The 16,067-nt window shown below is 68.7% G+C and carries 18 protein-coding genes and 1 riboswitch; of the genes, 11 read left to right on the forward strand and 7 right to left on the reverse strand.

Annotated features, from left to right (window positions below):
* On the reverse strand, positions 1-491 hold a 491-nt coding region (locus B141_RS42700), incomplete at its 3' end, for a DUF222 domain-containing protein (RefSeq protein ID WP_020578036.1).
* 276 nt (positions 492-767) lie between these two features.
* Here B141_RS42700 and B141_RS0125585 point away from each other — a divergent pair.
* The 9 genes from B141_RS0125585 (at position 768) to B141_RS0125625 (ending at position 10,266) form a co-directional block, all read left to right on the forward strand.
* A complete protein-coding gene (locus B141_RS0125585; RefSeq protein WP_020578037.1) occupies positions 768-965 on the forward strand; it encodes a helix-turn-helix transcriptional regulator in 198 nt (65 codons plus the stop codon).
* The gene (locus B141_RS0125590; protein ID WP_084678512.1) at positions 949-1,359 is read left to right on the forward strand and encodes a DUF2178 domain-containing protein; all 411 of its coding nucleotides are present in this window, start codon (positions 949-951) and stop codon (positions 1,357-1,359) included. The genes B141_RS0125585 and B141_RS0125590 overlap by 17 nt, the downstream gene beginning before the upstream one ends.
* 57 nt (positions 1,360-1,416) lie before the next feature.
* The gene (locus B141_RS42705; protein WP_020578039.1) at positions 1,417-2,667 is read left to right on the forward strand and encodes a serine hydrolase domain-containing protein; all 1,251 of its coding nucleotides are present in this window, start codon (positions 1,417-1,419) and stop codon (positions 2,665-2,667) included.
* A gap of 39 nt (positions 2,668-2,706) precedes the next feature.
* Positions 2,707-2,885, forward strand: a riboswitch (SAM riboswitch).
* A gap of 11 nt (positions 2,886-2,896) precedes the next feature.
* Entirely contained in the window at positions 2,897-4,177 is a 1,281-nt protein-coding gene (gene thrC, locus B141_RS0125600; protein ID WP_020578040.1) for a threonine synthase, read from the forward strand.
* A gap of 43 nt (positions 4,178-4,220) precedes the next feature.
* Positions 4,221-4,496, forward strand: coding sequence for a MoaD/ThiS family protein (locus B141_RS0125605; RefSeq protein WP_020578041.1), 276 nt, complete (start codon positions 4,221-4,223; stop codon positions 4,494-4,496).
* 101 nt (positions 4,497-4,597) lie between these two features.
* Positions 4,598-6,091 carry an alpha-amylase family protein gene (locus tag B141_RS0125610; protein WP_020578042.1) on the forward strand — a complete coding sequence of 498 codons (1,494 nt, stop codon included), beginning with the start codon at positions 4,598-4,600 and terminating at the stop codon, positions 6,089-6,091.
* Between the two features lie 728 nt (positions 6,092-6,819).
* Positions 6,820-7,020 carry a cold-shock protein gene (locus tag B141_RS0125615; RefSeq protein ID WP_020578043.1) on the forward strand — a complete coding sequence of 67 codons (201 nt, stop codon included), beginning with the start codon at positions 6,820-6,822 and terminating at the stop codon, positions 7,018-7,020.
* 323 nt (positions 7,021-7,343) lie between these two features.
* Entirely contained in the window at positions 7,344-8,969 is a 1,626-nt protein-coding gene (gene groL / locus B141_RS0125620; protein WP_020578044.1) for a chaperonin GroEL, read from the forward strand.
* Positions 8,970-9,069: 100 nt separating this feature from the next.
* Entirely contained in the window at positions 9,070-10,266 is a 1,197-nt protein-coding gene (locus B141_RS0125625) for a dipeptidase (protein WP_020578045.1), read from the forward strand.
* 63 nt (positions 10,267-10,329) lie between these two features.
* On the opposite strand, the gene B141_RS0125630 is transcribed toward B141_RS0125625, so the two are convergent.
* From B141_RS0125630 to B141_RS0125640, 3 genes are read right to left on the reverse strand one after another with little or no spacing between them, the layout of a single operon-like run.
* On the reverse strand, positions 10,330-10,839 hold the full coding sequence (locus B141_RS0125630) for a VOC family protein (RefSeq protein ID WP_020578046.1): 510 nt from the start codon (positions 10,837-10,839) through the stop codon (positions 10,330-10,332).
* Between the two features lie 10 nt (positions 10,840-10,849).
* Complete coding sequence (locus B141_RS42710) at positions 10,850-11,284, reverse strand: helix-turn-helix domain-containing protein (protein WP_020578047.1); 435 nt, start codon at positions 11,282-11,284, stop codon at positions 10,850-10,852.
* 60 nt (positions 11,285-11,344) lie between these two features.
* Positions 11,345-11,680, reverse strand: a complete 336-nt coding sequence (locus B141_RS0125640; protein WP_026257579.1) for a hypothetical protein — start codon at positions 11,678-11,680, stop codon at positions 11,345-11,347.
* Between the two features lie 101 nt (positions 11,681-11,781).
* On the opposite strand from B141_RS0125640, the gene B141_RS0125645 reads away from it, so the two are divergent.
* Both B141_RS0125645 and B141_RS0125650 read left to right on the forward strand, forming a co-directional pair.
* Positions 11,782-12,507 carry a copper homeostasis protein CutC gene (locus B141_RS0125645; RefSeq protein WP_020578049.1) on the forward strand — a complete coding sequence of 242 codons (726 nt, stop codon included), beginning with the start codon at positions 11,782-11,784 and terminating at the stop codon, positions 12,505-12,507.
* Between the two features lie 7 nt (positions 12,508-12,514).
* A complete protein-coding gene (locus B141_RS0125650; RefSeq protein WP_020578050.1) occupies positions 12,515-12,778 on the forward strand; it encodes a DUF4031 domain-containing protein in 264 nt (87 codons plus the stop codon).
* A 113-nt stretch (positions 12,779-12,891) separates the two neighbouring features.
* Here the strand turns inward: B141_RS0125650 and B141_RS0125655 are convergent, their stop codons facing one another.
* The 3 genes from B141_RS0125655 to B141_RS0125665 all read right to left on the reverse strand — a co-directional run bounded on the left by B141_RS0125655 (position 12,892) and on the right by B141_RS0125665 (position 16,063).
* Positions 12,892-14,442, reverse strand: coding sequence for a beta-N-acetylhexosaminidase (locus tag B141_RS0125655; protein ID WP_020578051.1), 1,551 nt, complete (start codon positions 14,440-14,442; stop codon positions 12,892-12,894).
* Positions 14,443-14,612: 170 nt separating this feature from the next.
* Positions 14,613-15,287, reverse strand: a complete 675-nt coding sequence (locus B141_RS0125660) for an HD domain-containing protein (protein WP_020578052.1) — start codon at positions 15,285-15,287, stop codon at positions 14,613-14,615.
* A gap of 86 nt (positions 15,288-15,373) precedes the next feature.
* Positions 15,374-16,063: a maleylpyruvate isomerase N-terminal domain-containing protein gene (locus B141_RS0125665; protein WP_040422299.1), complete on the reverse strand. Its 690-nt coding sequence runs from the start codon at positions 16,061-16,063 to the stop codon at positions 15,374-15,376.
* Between the last annotated feature and the right edge of the window lie 4 nt (positions 16,064-16,067).

Here is a 16,067-nt window from a genome sequence, read left to right on the forward strand (position 1 = left end):
GCAAGGTCTTTCGGGTCAAAGACCCGGGCGTGCTCGACCAGCACCTGTTCGGCCTCGGCGCGGGTCTCCTGGCCGGCCTCTTTGGGCAGGTCGCGGATCGCNTTCGCGATCACCCGAGCGTGGTCGACGCTGATCTCACCAGCGTTCAACGCCAACTGCACAAGCGGCAACGCGGTGTCCAGGTCGATCGCCAACCTCACCGCCGAACGCGCCTGTTCGGGGCGCATCCGCAGCAGCGACGACAACAACGCCGCCGTACCCGTCGCACCGACGCTGGCGCCCAGGTCCCGGCGGTCTGCCTCGCGGATCACCTGCAGCTGGACCGCCTCGAGCTGCGCCGAGAGAGCTTCCAGACTGATGAGCAGGTCGATGAGTTCGTCCCCGGGAACCGACCACAACAGCGCACCGGACTCCTCAGCGAGACGGGCACGTATCCGCTTCGCCAACACCGTAAGCCGGTGCCGGCCCGCATCCGCCGAGGTCGAATCCATACCCAAACACTAGCGGCGACCACCGACAACCACCGATCCTGAAAGCCCAACAAAACAAGGCCATACCGCGACCAAGACCGACCCCGTCTGTACCAGCTCAGAGATCCACCGGCACCTGCGTCCATGATCATGAAGGCAGAAAGGGCTATACGTCCCGAAACCCTTCACCACAACGAACATGATCACGGAAGCGGGTGCTCAAGGAAAGCTTGTGGCCCGAAGGGGGCTGTAAAGCTTGCTTGACACCTGCCGCGAATGTAAAGCATCCTTGACACCATGCGGAACGACGTGCGGGCGCTGCGACTCGCCAGTGACCTCTCTCAGGGGGAGCTCGGTGAGGCGCTCAGCGTCTCTCGTCAGACGGTCAACGCCATCGAGACCGGCCGGTACAGCCCGTCGCTGCCGCTGGCCATCAAAGTTGCCCGATTCTTCGGGCGTTCAGTCGAGGAGGTCTTCCATGTCGACGACGACTAAGCGTGGCCGGGCGGGGAGGCGGATCTCCATGCCGGCGGCGGTGGTCGGAGTGCTGCTGGGTGTGGGCATGTGTGTCGCGGCGATGGCGACGGGACGGGTCGGCCTGGGCCTGTCGATGCTCGGCATCGTGCTCGTGTTCACCGCGTTCATCGTGATCGCGTCCCGCTTCAGCGACACGGTCGCTCTCCTGGGGGACGACGTGCACGACGAACGCCACGCGCACATCCACCAACGGGCCGCGCTCTACACGCTCAACATCCTGGCGTTCGTCATCGTGGGCGGGGCGATCGTCGACCTCGCCCGGGGCCGGGACGGGGGTTCGTGGGCGTTCCTGGGGTTCGTCGGCGGGCTTGTCTACGTGGTCTCCCTGCTCGTGCTCAGCCGCCGCGGCTGAGCGACAAACCCGCGCTCCTCTCTCGATCCATCCTTGTTCACATTGGGGGTTTAGCTCATGCTGCCTGAACACTGGTTGGCGCACAGGCTCGCGCTCGTAGTCCTTGGACCCACCCTGGTCGCGGCGAGTGCGACCTTCTGCGCACCGCCCGCGGGCGCCTCGACTCGCGAGATGTACGCGCCGCAGAAGGTGGCCGCGTCCACCTCGAGCGGGCTGGAGGGCCTGGCCGACCTGGTGATCGACGAAGGGGCGCCGGGCGTGGTGCTGGCCCGGCGTACGCCCGAGGACGGGACCACCGCGATCGCGCGGGGAGTCGCGGACCTGCGGACCCAGCGTCCCGCCCGGCCGGACGACAGGCACCGCATCGGCAGCATCACCAAGACCATGGTGGCGGTGCTGGTCCTGCAACTGGTGGCCGAAGGACGGCTTCAACTCGACGACCGGGTGGCGGAGCGGCTGCCCGACCTCGGGATCGACGAGCGGATCACCGTACGCCATGTGCTCCAGCAGACCAGCGGATTCCGCACGGACACGGGGGTCTTCGCGCCGCCGCGCTCCTACGAGAGCAACCGGTTCCGGTACTTCCGTCCGGCCGAGCTGATCGAGATCGCCCTGACCAACCAGGAGTCAAGGCCGGCGCCAGGAACGACGTGGCAGTACTCCAACACCAACTACGTCCTCGCCGGCATGCTGATCGAGAAGGTCACGGGCCATCCGGTACGCGCCGAACTCACCCGCCGGCTCTTCGGGCCACTGGGGATGCGGGACACGTCGTTCCCCGAGCGCAGCCCGTTCGTCAGCGGCCGGCACCTGCGCGGCTACCTGCCGGGCGAGCCCGGCCAACCGATGGACGACGTGACGACCTATTCCATGAGCTGGGCCTGGACGGCGGGTGCGGTCATCTCGACGACGCGGGACCAGATGACCTTCCTGCGGGCGCTCTTCACGGGCCGGCTGCTACCCAAGCCGCTGCTCGACGTGATGATGGACGCCGAGGAGTTCGGGTACGGCCTGGGGCTCTTCCCCTTCCCGGTGTCGTGCGTGCCCGGTGGGGTCGCGTGGGGCCACGACGGCGTGGTCTTCGGCTACCAGACCGCGGTGTTCAGTACGCCGGACGGCGCTCGCCAGGCCAGCATCGGGGCCAACACCTGGCTCATCGACGAGTCCGGCAACCTCAACCCGCTCGTCGTGCGGGCCGCGGCCGCCGCGCTGTGCGACGAGCCGGCCGCCAGCCTTGCCGGCGTCGACGGACCCCCGGCACCCGCGGCCAGGTTGTCTCGCATCCTGGGCAGCGCGGACGATCTGTGAGACCGGTCAGTTAGGCTCGGCGGGACAACTGAAGAAGGAATCTCATCCAGAGGGGCAGAGGGACCGGCCCGACGAAGCCCCGGCAACCGGCCGACCGCCGACGCGTGTGTCTCGCATGCATCAGAGGCCCCGCGGCGGACACGGTGCCAACTCCGGCCTACGACGTCTCGCCAGACAGGGAGCAAGCCCTGGGTGGACGTGCGTGGGAAAGATGAGGAAGGAAGCCTCGATGACGACGTACGCCGGCGCTGACATCACGCGCGACGCCCACACCATTCGCCCTGGAGCTTTTGGCAACGCGACCACGCTGCGATGTCGCGAGTGCGGTGCCACCACCCCGCTCGGCGCGCACTACGCGTGTTCAGACTGTTTCGGTCCGCTTGAGGTCGACTACGACCTCCCCTCGATCACCCGCGAGCAGATCACCTCCGGCCCTCCAAACATCTGGCGCTATCAGTCCCTGCTGCCGGTGCCGGCCGACATCGCGTCGTTCCCCAACACCGAACCCGGCCTCACCCGGCTCGTCCGTGCCGACCGGCTCGCCGCCGCACTCGGGCTGCGGCGGCTCTGGGTCAAGGACGATTCCGGCAATCCCACCCATTCGTTCAAGGACCGCGTCGTGGCGGTGGCGCTCGCCGCTGCCCGCGAGCTGGGCTTCCAGGTGCTCGCGTGCCCCTCGACCGGCAACCTCGCCAACGCGGTAGCGGCCGCCGCGTCCCGCGCCGGGATCCGCAGCGTCGTGATGGTGCCGCACAACCTCGAGCAGCAGAAGATCCTCACCACCGCGGTGTACGGCGGCACGCTCGTCGCCGTCGAGGGCACCTACGACGACGTCAACCGGCTCGCCAGCGAGATCGCCGGTGAGGAGGAAGGCTGGGCGTTCGTCAACGTCAACGTCCGGCCCTATTACGCCGAGGGTTCCAAGACGCTTGGGTTCGAGATCGCCGAGCAGCTCGGCTGGCGGCTGCCGCAGCAGGTCGTGGTCCCGATCGCCTCGGGCGCGCAGTTGGTCAAGATCGACAAGGGGCTGCGGGAGTTCGTCGAGCTTGGCCTGGTCGAGGACGCTCCGTACAAGATCTTCGGTGCACAGGCGACCGGGTGCTCCCCGGTGTCCGCGGCATTCAAGGCCGGCCATGACGTGGTGCAGCCGGTCAAGCCGGACACGATCGCGAAGTCGCTGGCGATCGGTAACCCCGCTGACGGGCCGTACGTGCTCGACGTCTGCCGGCGCACCGGTGGCGTGGTCGAGGACGTCAGCGACGACGAGGTGCTCGCCGGTATCGAGCTGTTGGCCCGCACCGAAGGGATCTTCGGTGAGACGGCGGGCGGTGTCACGGTCGCGACCCTGAAGAAGCTGGTCGAGACCGGTCAGCTCGACCCCGACGCCGAAACCGTGATCATCAACTCCGGTGACGGCCTGAAGACCCTCGACGCCATCGCTGGCAAGGTGGGGCCGAAGGCGACCATCCGTCCGACGTACGACGCGTTCACCGAGGCCGGGCTCGCCTGAGCGCGCGGCTGCCCGCATTCACCGAAACACGGAGGCAGTAACCATGGGTGTCAAGGTGCGGATCCCGACGATCCTGCGTACCTATACGGGCGGAGCTTCGGAGGTGGCCGCGGATGGTGGCACCCTGGCCGAGGTGCTTGACTCGCTCGAGGCGAACTTCCCCGGAATTCGCGCGCGGGTCCTCGACGACGCCGGCAAGCTTCGCAGGTTCGTCAACGTCTATGTTGGCGAGGAGGACGTGCGGTTCGCGTCCGGCCTGGAGACGCCAACGCCTGACGGCACGCAGGTGTCGGTGATTCCCGCGGTGGCCGGAGGCTGACCCTGATCCTCCAGCTTCCGGACGCGGCGTTCGTCGTCCACGAAGACAACGACGGCCCCCGTCAAGCGAGTCTTGACGGGGGCCGATTCACCACTCCTGAGGTGGAGATCGGTTTTCGCGAGCTCCCCGAAGGTCTCGGGGTCGAGGTCGCCTGCCCGCGGCGCGGACTCTCGCGGGTCGTGCTCAGGTGGGCCGCGCCGGTGCCGGCGTCCGCGCTCGTGCTGGGCGACGCGTGGGAGCGTTCGTACGGCGACCTCCAGTGGCGGCATCTCCAGCCCGAACGCCTGCTGCCGTGGTCGTGGCTCGCGCACGACCCGGCGACCAACACGACGAGCGGGATGGGTGTGCGGGTACGCCCGAACGCCTTCTGCTCCTGGACCCTCGACTCCGCCGGTATTTCCTTGTGGCTTGATGTCCGCAACGGTGGATCGCCTGTCCTGCTTGGCGATCGGGTGCTCGACGCGGCGACCCTGGTGGCCGTCGAGGGCGAGTCGGCGTACGACGTCCAGACCGCGTTGACGGCCTCGATGTGCTCAGATCCCTTGCCCGCAAGGGGTCCTGTCGTTGGTTGTAACAACTGGTACTACGCCTACGGGTTCAACTTCGGGCCCGCGCAGATCATCCGCGACGCCGAGACGATCGTGGAGTACGCCGACGGTCATCCGGTGAAGCCCTACTGCGTGGTGGATGCTGGCTGGAGTCCCGGTGGCGCCTGTCCTGGTGGCCCCTGGACCGCCGGTCTTCCCGGAACCTTCGACGACATGCCGGGGTTCGCCGCCGACATCGCCGCCCGCGGGGCGCGGCCCGGGATCTGGATGCGGCCGGCCGCTCTGTCGTACGTCGACGATCCGGCGCGGTTGCGACCCGGTCCGCGTCCCGTGCGTGAACAACCGCTCGACCTCACCCTGCAAGACAACCTTGACGGGATCCGCGCCGATGTGGCCCGCCTGGTCGGCTGGGGGTTCGAGCTCATCAAGCATGACTTCTCGACGTTCGACGCGTTCGGTCGGTTCGCGCCCGCGATGGGGGCCGCGATGACCGACGCGGGGTGGCACTTCGCCGACCGCGGCCAGACCAACGCCGAGATCCTGCTGCGGCTCTACGAGGTGATCCGCGCGGGCGCCGGCGACGCGGTGGTGATCGGCTGCAACACGGTGGGCCACCTGGCCGCCGGGCTGGTCGAGGTCCAACGCATCGGCGACGACACGTCCGGGCGCCGGTGGGAACGCACCCGCCGGATGGGGGTCAACACCCTCGCCTTCCGGCTCGCGCAGCACCAGTCGTTCTTCGTGGCGGACGCGGACTGCGTGCCGTGTACGCCGCAGACGCCGTGGGACAAGAACCGCCAGTTCCTCGATCTGGTGGCCCGGTCGGGCACCGCGCTCTTCGTCTCGGTCGACCCGAACGCCCGCACGCCGCAGACCGACGCCGACCTGCGGGTCGCGGTCAAGCTGGCGCTCGACGGCGGCGACCCCGGCGGCGTCGAGCCGCTCGACTGGCTGCACACGACCACGCCGGAGCGGTGGCGGACCAGCGAGGGAACCCGCACCTACCAATGGAGCGAGCCGTTCGGTGCCCCGGTCCTCCCGATCTAGGTACGCCCGCCGCCATCCCGTGATCATGATCGTGATCATGAAGCCGGAAGGGGCCCCACGTACCGAAAGCCTTCATGATCACGGGATGGGGCCGGCGGGTGGGATGGTCGGGCTCGGATGGAAGGGCTGGATGGCGGGGCTCGGGGATCGGCGGGCGGGCGGCCGCGCCGCCTTGGCCGCCGTAGTATTCGGAAGCCCTATTCCGGCCGATAATTCGCTGGGGAACGACGGCCCCAAATAGCTTCACTTTCTGGTAATAGGCACGGTCCGGAGAGCGCGTTCCGCAGCGGCACTTCCCATGGGCCGGATCACCCACCGGTCCGCCGGACCGAAGAATGCAACAATCCAGCTGGCTTGTGGAGTTGGGATTCCGAGCGCTGTGAACCCCCCGCGTGAAGCGCCTTATTCGTCCCGCGTGGCGGGACGAATAAGGCTTCCCGATACGAGCAGTAGTTCGACCCAATGACTTGTTACTGAGAGCAATCTTCAGCTCGCTTACCGGACCGATCTCGGTCGAAAGGAGGCTGACGGACATCTCCCCACAGGAGCGACGTTCAGCTAAGGTCGGGCGTGGTCGGCATGATCGTGCGTAAGTCGCTCGACCGACAGCGGTGGGGAAATTCGCGCGGATCGATCGCAACACCTCCCCTTGGGGGAGCGGGTGCGGTGAGGACGACCCAGGCCCGCGCCGGGCGGGTCTGACACCCCCTCGGCCTGAGGAGAGGTCAATGACGCAGGGCACCGTGAAGTGGTTCAACTCTGAGAAGGGCTACGGCTTCATCGCCGTAGAGGGCGGCAACGACGTATTCGTCCACTACTCCAAGATCAACATGGACGGGTACAAGTCGCTCACTGATGGTCAGTCAGTCGAGTTCGAGGTCGTCGAGGGGCCGAAGGGTCTCGAGGCGCACGAGGTCACCCCTCTCTGAGCTTGATGGCCATAGCCCCCTGAGTGGGGACGTCTTTGATCCGAGGCCCGGGTGTTGCCCCCACCCGGGCCTCGGGCGTGTCCGGGGGTGCCCGGGGTCCCGGGCGGCGCTCGGATTGCGTCCGGAGGTGGCTCGGACGACGGGCGGTCAGCTTGCACTCTCCCTGGTCGAGTGCTAAACACGTCCTTAGCACTCGAAGGTCGCGAGTGACAATCCGCTGCAGGGTTGGTTCGGCGAGGCTCCCGGTATGGCTTGGGGGCCGTCCGTCGCGGGCGTCGGGCCGGCCACACGACATCCACCCGACTGGGGGAGGATCCAGCTAGATGCCCAAGATCATCTCGTTCAACGAGGAAGCCCGTCGCGGCCTCGAGCGGGGTATGAACACCCTTGCCGATGCTGTCAAGGTGACCCTTGGTCCCAAGGGTCGTAACGTCGTCCTCGAGAAAAAGTGGGGCGCGCCGACGATCACCAACGACGGTGTCTCCATCGCTAAGGAAATCGAGCTCGAAGACCCGTGGGAGAAGATCGGGGCCGAGCTCGTCAAGGAAGTAGCCAAGAAGACCGACGACGTGGCCGGTGACGGCACCACGACCGCGACCGTGCTGGCGCAGGCGCTGGTCCGCGAGGGTCTGCGCAACGTCGCCGCCGGGGCCAACCCGATGGGCCTCAAGCGCGGTATCGAAGCGGCTGTCGCGAGCGTCACCGAGCAGCTCGCCCAGGCGGCGAAGGACGTCGAGACCAAGGAGCAGATCGCCTCTGTGGCGGCTGTCTCCGCCGGCGGTGACAACAGCGTCGGCGAGATCATCGCCGAGGCGATGGACAAGGTCGGCAAGGAAGGCGTCATCACCGTCGAGGAGAGCAACACCTTCGGGCTCGAGCTTGAGCTCACCGAGGGTATGCGCTTCGACAAGGGCTACATCTCGGCCTACTTCGCCACCGACATGGAGCGTATGGAGGCCGTCCTCGACGACCCGTACATCCTGATCGTCAACTCCAAGATCTCCGCGGTCAAGGACCTCCTCCCGATCCTCGAGAAGGTCATGCAGTCCGGCAAGCCGCTGCTGATCGTCGCCGAGGACGTCGAGGGCGAGGCGCTCGCCACGCTCGTCGTCAACAAGGTCCGTGGCACCTTCAAGTCGGTCGCCGTCAAGGCTCCCGGCTTCGGTGACCGCCGCAAGGCCATGCTCGTCGACATCGCCATCCTGACCGGTGGCCAGGTCATCTCGGAGGAGGTCGGTCTCAAGCTCGAGAACGCCACCCCCGACCTGCTCGGCCGCGCCCGCAAGGTCGTCGTCACCAAGGACGAGACGACGATCGTCGAGGGTGCTGGCGACACGGAGCAGATCCAGGGCCGGGTCAACCAGATCCGGGCCGAGATCGAGCGCAGCGACTCCGACTACGACCGCGAGAAGCTTCAGGAGCGGCTGGCCAAGCTTGCCGGCGGCGTCGCGGTGATCAAGGTCGGCGCGGCCACTGAGGTGGAGCTCAAGGAGCGCAAGCACCGCATCGAGGATGCCGTTCGCGCGGCCAAGGCCTCGGTCGAGGAGGGCATCGTCGCCGGTGGTGGCGTCGCCCTCGTCCAGGCGGGCAAGCACGCGTTCGACAAGCTCGACCTCGACGGTGACGAGGCGACTGGCGCCAACATCGTCAAGGTGGCGCTCGAGGCTCCGTTGAAGCGGATCGCGATCAACGCCGGTCTCGAGGGCGGGGTCGTCGCGGAGAAGGTCCGCGGCCTGCCCGAGGGTCACGGCCTGAACGCCGCGACCGGCGAGTACGGCGACATGCTGGCGGCGGGGGTTCCCGACCCGGCCAAGGTCGTCCGTTCCGCGCTGCAGAACGCTGCGTCCATCGCCGGCCTCTTCCTCACCACGGAGGCGGTCGTCGCGGACAAGCCGGAGAAGGAGAAGGCTCCCGCGGGCATGCCCGACGGTGGCGGCATGGACTTCTGAGTCCACGCTCCTTTCCGCACAGACGGCGAAGGGCGGTCCTGGAGCGATCCAGGGCCGCCCTTCGGCGTAAGTCGCCGGTCGTACGGAATGATGGGCGGACGTGGAATCTGGCCTCGCTCGCGCGCGCTCTCTACTCGCCGCCCATCCGCTGGTCGACGGACACAACGACCTGCCCCAGGCCATGCGCCGGCACGCGTCGTACGACTTCGACAAGGTTGACATCGCCGAGCCCCAACCACGGCTCCTGCAGACCGACATCCCGCGCCTGAAGGCCGGCTGCGTCGGCGGGCAGTTCTGGTCGGTGTACGTGCCGAGCCGGTTGCAGGGTGACCACGCGGTCTCGGCCACGCTCGAGCAGATCGACGCCGTCCTCGCGATGGTACGCAGATACTCCGACACCTTCGGCCTGGCGACGACGGCTGACGAGGTGGAGCGGGTCTTCGCGTCGGGACGGATCGCCTCCCTCATGGGCATGGAGGGCGGCCACTCGATCGACTGCTCGCTCGCCACGCTGCGCGCGATGTACGCGCTCGGCGTTCGCTACATGACGCTCACGCACAACGACAACGTGCCGTGGGCCGACTCGGCCACCGACGAGCCGCGGCTCGGCGGGCTGTCGCGGTTCGGTGAGGAGGTCGTTGCCGAGATGAACCACCTCGGCATGCTCGTCGATCTCTCTCACGTCTCAGCAGACACGATGCGGGCCGCGCTCCGGGTGAGCGAGGCTCCGGTGATCTTCTCCCACTCGTCGGCGCGGGCGGTGTGTGACGTGCCACGCAACGTTCCCGACGACGTACTCGCGGCCCTGCCGGACAACGGCGGGGTGTGCATGGTGACGTTCGTGCCGGAGTTCGTGACGCCGGCGTGTGCCGAATGGCGGGCCGAGGCGGCCGAGGCGGCCCGCGCCCAGGGTGTGAAGCCGACCGACCTGTCGGCGTTCTTCGAGTTCACCAAGGAGTGGCAGCGGGAGCACCCCAAGCCCCAGGCGTCGATCGCAGACGCGGTCGCGCACGTCGAACACGTCCGCGAGGTCGCCGGGATCGACCATCTGGGGCTCGGCGGCGACTATGACGGCACCGACACGTTCCCCGTCGGGATGGAGGATGTCTCGGGCTATCCGCGGCTCTTCGCCGCGCTGCTCGACCGCGGCTGGTCTGAGGTCGACCTCGCCAAGCTGGCCGGCGGGAACGCGCTTCGCGTGTTGCGGGACGCCGAAGCGGTTGCCGCCGACCTGCGGCAGCGCCGGGCGCCGTCGCTTGCGACGTACGCAGATCTCGACGGCCCCGGCCCGGGCTGACCGGGGATACGTGCGGCCGGTCAGCGGGCCTGCTCGCCTGGGCCGGGGCGGTATGGCCGGCGGTCAGTTCGTGGTGCGCTGAGTGAGGCTGAACCAGTTCCCCGAGTCGTCGCGGAACACCGCCTCGATCCCGTAGAACTGTTCGGTGGGCGGACTCACGAACTCCACGCCCTTGGCGGTGAGTTCCGCGTACTCGTTCTGGATGTCGTCGGTCTCCAGGACGCCGACGCCGAACGTGTGGGACGCGATGAGCTCGCGTAGAAGCTCGACTTTCTCGGCCGGCAGATGCGGCCCTGCGGTGGCGGGCATGAGGGTGAACTCGAGCTCGGGCTGGCCCTTGGGCCCGACGGTGAGCCAGCGCTGGCCCTCGCCGAAGCTCGCGTCAGTACGGACCTCCATGCCGAGCTTGTTGACGTAGAAGTCGTACGCGGAATCCTGGTCGAGTACGAGGATGCTGGCGTGCGAGAGCCGCTGGATCATGGTGGTCCCTTTCGTTTCGTGGTTCGCCATCCACGCTAGGAGTGCCCGGCGGCGTACGGCATCTCCGATCTTGCGCTCACAGTCGACGAGCACCGCTTCGAGGTCACGCCCAGCCGGCGGTGAAGCACGCCGGGATGAACCTCGGTGTCCAGATGCGATCGGAGGCGGTCGCGGGCACGGCGAGGAGGAGCGGGCGGACGCCCCGCCGGTAGTCGGTTGGGCTCCGGCCGACCAGCGCGGTGAACCGGCGCGAGAACGTCCCCACGCTCTGGTAGCCGACGGCGAGGCAGATCTCGAGCACCGTCAGGTCCGTGCCCGCGAGCAGTGCCTTGGCGCGGTCGATCCGCTGCCGGGTGACGAACGCGTGCGGCGTCTCACCGAAAACCCGCGTGAACGTGCGGTGGAAGTGGTACGGCGACAGGCAGGCCACGGTCGCGGCCTCGTCGAGGAGGACCGGACCGGACGACGCCTCGCGCAGGAACTCCCTGGCCTGCTCCAGCCAGGTCACGGTGGCCCCGTTGATGAGTCGGCGTCCCATGGTTGCGAACGTTAACAGGGAGCGCCCGACGGTTACCGTACGTCGTACGTACCGGAGCCGTCAGAGTTCCCCGAGGGGGGCCACGGCCATGCCGGAGCGTTCGCAGACCCAGCGCGGGTCAGGCCCGAGTTCGGGATTGATGCGGAGCTCATGAGGCTCCACCTCGTCACAGGCCCGGCACAGCGGCCAGCGCCCCACGGAGTCGAGCAACGCGTCCTGAACGTCCTGCGCGATCTGGCCGGCGACGTACGCCGCGCCCTCCGGCCATTCGGACACCCACCATCGGCGTTCCGACACCGCGTCCTCCAGGATCGACACGGCGCGAGGGTCATCGTTGCCTGAGGCATGCAGGTCATGGAGCACCCGCGCGCGGGCGCTCATGAGCGGGTCGTCCATGGTCACGCATACGATCCTGGCAGGCTTCGAATGGAGATGGTCTTCAAGGCACCCACCGAATCCTTCTGTGCTCGACGTCCCGACGCTTCCGCGAGGTGAAGATGGCTCCTCTGCTCGAGATCATCGCGCTCGGCGCACCCGATGCGGTGGCGGCCGAAGATGGCGGGGCTGATCGGATCGAACTGGTGGCGTCCATGGACGCCGACGGCCTCTCGCCGGATCCCGCGGTCGTCGAGGCGATCCGGCGGCGCACTCGCATCCCGATGAGGGTGATGCTCCGGGAGAGCGAGGGGTTCACGACGACGCCGGCCGAGCTGACCCGGCTGCGGGTGCTGGCACGGGACTACGCCGCGGCGGGTGCTGACGGGTTCGTCCTCGGCTTCCTGACACCGACCCTGGAGGTCGACGTCGCCGCCGTCCTCGCCCTGGTCGAGGGACTCGACGGGCTGCCGTGGACGTTCCACCGCGCCGTCGACCACGCGCTCGGCACCGACAAGGCGTGGTGGACACTGCGCGACCTGCCCGGGATGACGACCGTCCTCACGGCGGGCTCGGCGCGTGGGGTCGAGGCGGGCATGGAGGACCTGGCGGCCAGGGCCCGGAGCGAGCGCTTCGCGGCCAGCCGGATCATGGCGGGCGGCGGCCTGCGGGCCGAGCACGTGCCGTGGCTCGCGCAGGCGGGGGTGCGGGCGTTCCATGTGGGCAGTGCGGTCCGGCCCGACCAGTCGTGGAAGGCGTACGTCGATCCGGCGTACGTCAGGAGCTGGCGCACGGTGATCGACGACGAGGTGGCGCGGGCGGCCGACGTCGCTGCCGGCGAAGGATGAGGGTGCCGTGGCCATCCTCATCGACCCGCCGCGGTGGCCGGCTCACGGGCGACGCTGGTCGCACCTGGTGAGCGACACGTCGTACGCCGAACTCCACGCGTTCGCGGCGCTGTGGGGTGTGCCGATGCGAGGGTTCGACCGGGACCACTACGACGTGCCGGAGGAGAGGTACGACGAACTCGTGGCGGCCGGCGCCGTTCCGGTGTCGAGCCGAGAGCTGGTGGCCCGGCTCATCGCCGCCGGCCTGCGTCGCCGGAAGCGTTCGGCCTAGCTAGCTCGCCAAGCCCCCTTGGCCGGGCGGGAAATGATCACGTTTGCTCGGCAGGTCCCCACGATGCACGGCAAATTCACCGTGCGTCGTGGGGAATGTCGGGCCGGTTGGGCTCAGTCGTCGAGCTTGCGGTAGTTGACGCCGAGCGCGTCCAGCCGGGCGAGGTGCGGGCGCAGGCGTTCGAGGAAGGCGTCGTACGACTCGATGCCGTTCGCGTCGTCCCGCCACACCGCTTCGGCGAACGCGCAGAGCCTCGGGAAGAGCATGTACTCCGCGTGCTCCTGGTTAGGCACGTACTCCGTCCACAGCTGCGCCTGGGCACCCAGCACGTGCCGGGCGGCCTCGGCTTCCAGCTCACCCGGGATCGGGCGGTAGCCGTACACCTTCGACAGCGGGACGTGACCGCCGATCGCGAGCGGCTCGGTGTCGTGGTTGTCGCTCTGGTAGTAGTCGAAGTAGACGTACTGGCAGGGCGCCATCACCACGTCGAGCCCACCACGGGCCGCCTCGATGCCGCCTTCCTCGCTACGCCACGACATGACCACGACGTCGCTGGGGAGGTTCGCCGGGCCGCCACCCTCGAGCACCTCGTCCCAGCCCACGAACCGCCGGCCGTTCTCGGCGAGGTACTTCGCCATCTGACCGGTGAACCACGCCTGCAGCGCGTCCTCGTCGGCGAGCCCGAGTTCGCGGATCCGTGCCTGAGCGGACTCGCTCGCCTTCCACTCCACCTTCGGGCACTCGTCGCCACCGCAGTGGACGAACGGGCTCGGGAAGAGCGCCAACACCTCGGCGAGGACGTCTCGGCAGAAGTCCAGCGTGGAGTCCTCGACGTTCAGGACCTCGTCAGAGATGCCCCAGACGGTCCCGACCTTGGGCGGCTTGATGCCGTTGCCGAGTTCGGGGTATGCCGTGATCGCCGCGAGCATGTGGCCCGGCATGTCGATCTCGGGTACGACGGTGATGAACCGCTCCGCCGCGTACGCCACGATCTCGCGGATGTCGTCCTGGGTGTAGAAGCCGCCGTGCGGGGTGCCGTCGAAGGTGTGCTCGCTGGCCGGCCGGTTGGCGTGCCCGATGAGCGTCTCCGGACGCCAGGCGCCAACCTCGGTGAGCCGGGGGTACTTCTCGATCGCGAGCCGCCAGCCCTGGTCCTCGGTCAGGTGGAAGTGGAAGACGTTGAGCTTGTGCAGGGCCAGCAGGTCCAGAAGCTTGAGGACGAACTCCTTCGGCATGAAATGCCGACCGACGTCGAGCATCGTGCCACGCCACCCGAACTTCGGCTGGTCGCGGACGCTGACCGCCGGGACCTCCCAGTCGCCTGCGGTGCTGGCCGAGAGCGCCTCGGCGGGTACGACCTGGCGCAGCGACTGGACGCCGTAGAACACCCCAGCCGGGTCGCCACCGACGATCTCGATCCGCTCGGGAGTGACGGTCAGGGTGTAGGCCTCCGGGCCCAGCCGCTCGCTGTCGACCGACAGGCTGATGCCGGCCGCGGCGCCGGACTCGGGTGCGTCGAACGCTGAACCCGTCGCCGGTCCGAACGCCCGGCGCACCGCGCTGGCGGCGGCTGCGGACGCGTCGTCGGCCGAGAGGGTCGTACGGCTGGAGAGGAGGAAGGCGCCGTCGTGGCGCTCGAACCGCGAGGGCTTGGGCAGAATCATGAATCGGCAGCCTAATGCCCAAACGTGTGCGGCAACAGACTGCTCAGCACACTTTTGAGCACCTGGTCTCCCAACGTGTGGGGCTCTACTGCCCGCGAGGTGCGGGGTCTACCGCCCGCAAGACTCGGGACTCCCTCGACGGACTGCTCGCAGGCTCGCAGGCAATTGGGTTAGGGGTGGAGGAGGGTGAGTTCGGTGTGGAGGTTGTGGCGCGCGCGTTCTTCCCAACGGGCGTGGGCGGCCGGGGTGTGGAAGAGGGCGTCGTGGCCGAGCAGGGCGTCGAGGATCGCCGCGCGACCCCGCCGGAACGCCTCGTCCTCGACGTGCGCGTACTCCGCCCGCACGTCGGAGGCGTACCGGCCGTAGCGTTCCGGGTCGGAGGCCAGGATCGCGAGGTCGGCGTCGCAGAGCACCGCCCCGTCGGGGTCGTCCGGACCCGGATCGTGCGCCGCCGTGAGCTGGACCAGCCGAACCACCTCGGCGATCCGGGGTTCGCTCACCCCGCAGGTCGGCAGGAGCCCCGCCGCGAGCCGGGCGGAGGCCTCCTCGTTGTCGGAGCGATGCGGGTCGTAGACCGCGTCGTGGAACCACCCGGCGAGGCGTACGACATCGACGTCACGCGCGGATGCCGCGAGTTCGTCGATCGCCTCGAGCACCTCCGCGAGGTGCTCCAGGTTGTGGTAGCGGCGCCGCGGCTCGGCGTACCTCGCAAGCAACCCGCGGCCGGTGTCCTCGACCGCGCCGGGCTCGATCCCCGCACGGCCCTCGGCCCCCGCACGGCCCTCGAAGATCGCCCGCCACCTCGCGAGCAGCGCCGCCCCGATGTCCGCCGACCGCTCATCCATGAGAGCTATTCAAGACGGTGATGTTCCGGCCCCGCACGGGCTTCGCCCGTCCGGGCCCACCCCCAACCCTCCGACCCACGGCGGGGTTACCCGATCAGCGGGAACCGGGACACCGGAGGTCCGAGCCCGCGTTCCTCCGCCGGCGTCAGGGGGAGCCGGCCGGTGGCTTTGAGGATCCAGGTCATGTCGTCCCACGCGGGTCGCTCCTTCACCGGGCCCAGCAGCGCGTCGAGGACGTCGACAGTGAGCTCGATCGCGCCCGGACGTGGCCCGGGTGCGCCGGGGAGTTCGAGGAGCATGTCGAGGTGGTGGACTGTCGCCTCGACCGCGAGGGTGCTGAGGAAGTCGGTCACCGTGAGGGCGTGGCTCTGGGTGGCGACGACGTCTGAGCCGGGGATGCCGGAGGCGACGTGCGCCACGGCCCGCGCCGTGTCGAGCCACTGGTGGGCGAGCGCCCCCGGCTCCGGATAGGCGGCCGCCGCGATACGGACGAACCTTCCGTGCGCCGCGGCCGCCAGGTCGTTGCGGTTGGTCTGCCAGTTACGCCAGTACGACACGTGGTCGATCGTCGGCGCCCGCTTGGCCGGTGTCGCGAACGTCACCAGTGCCCGTTGGGCGTCCAGCAGGACGTGGTAGAGGACGTCACCCACCGCCCATCCGGCGCATCGGCTCGGCCGGAGGAAGTCAGCGCCACCGAGCGAACTGACCAGGCGGGAGAGCTCGGCGTACGCGTCGACGACCGCGACCTGCGCGACCCGGTGGTGCAGTTTGTCCATGGTG

Origin of the sequence: Actinopolymorpha alba DSM 45243 (assembly GCF_000373925.1) — a bacterium.
GTDB classification, from domain to species: Bacteria; Actinomycetota; Actinomycetes; order Propionibacteriales; family Actinopolymorphaceae; genus Actinopolymorpha; species Actinopolymorpha alba.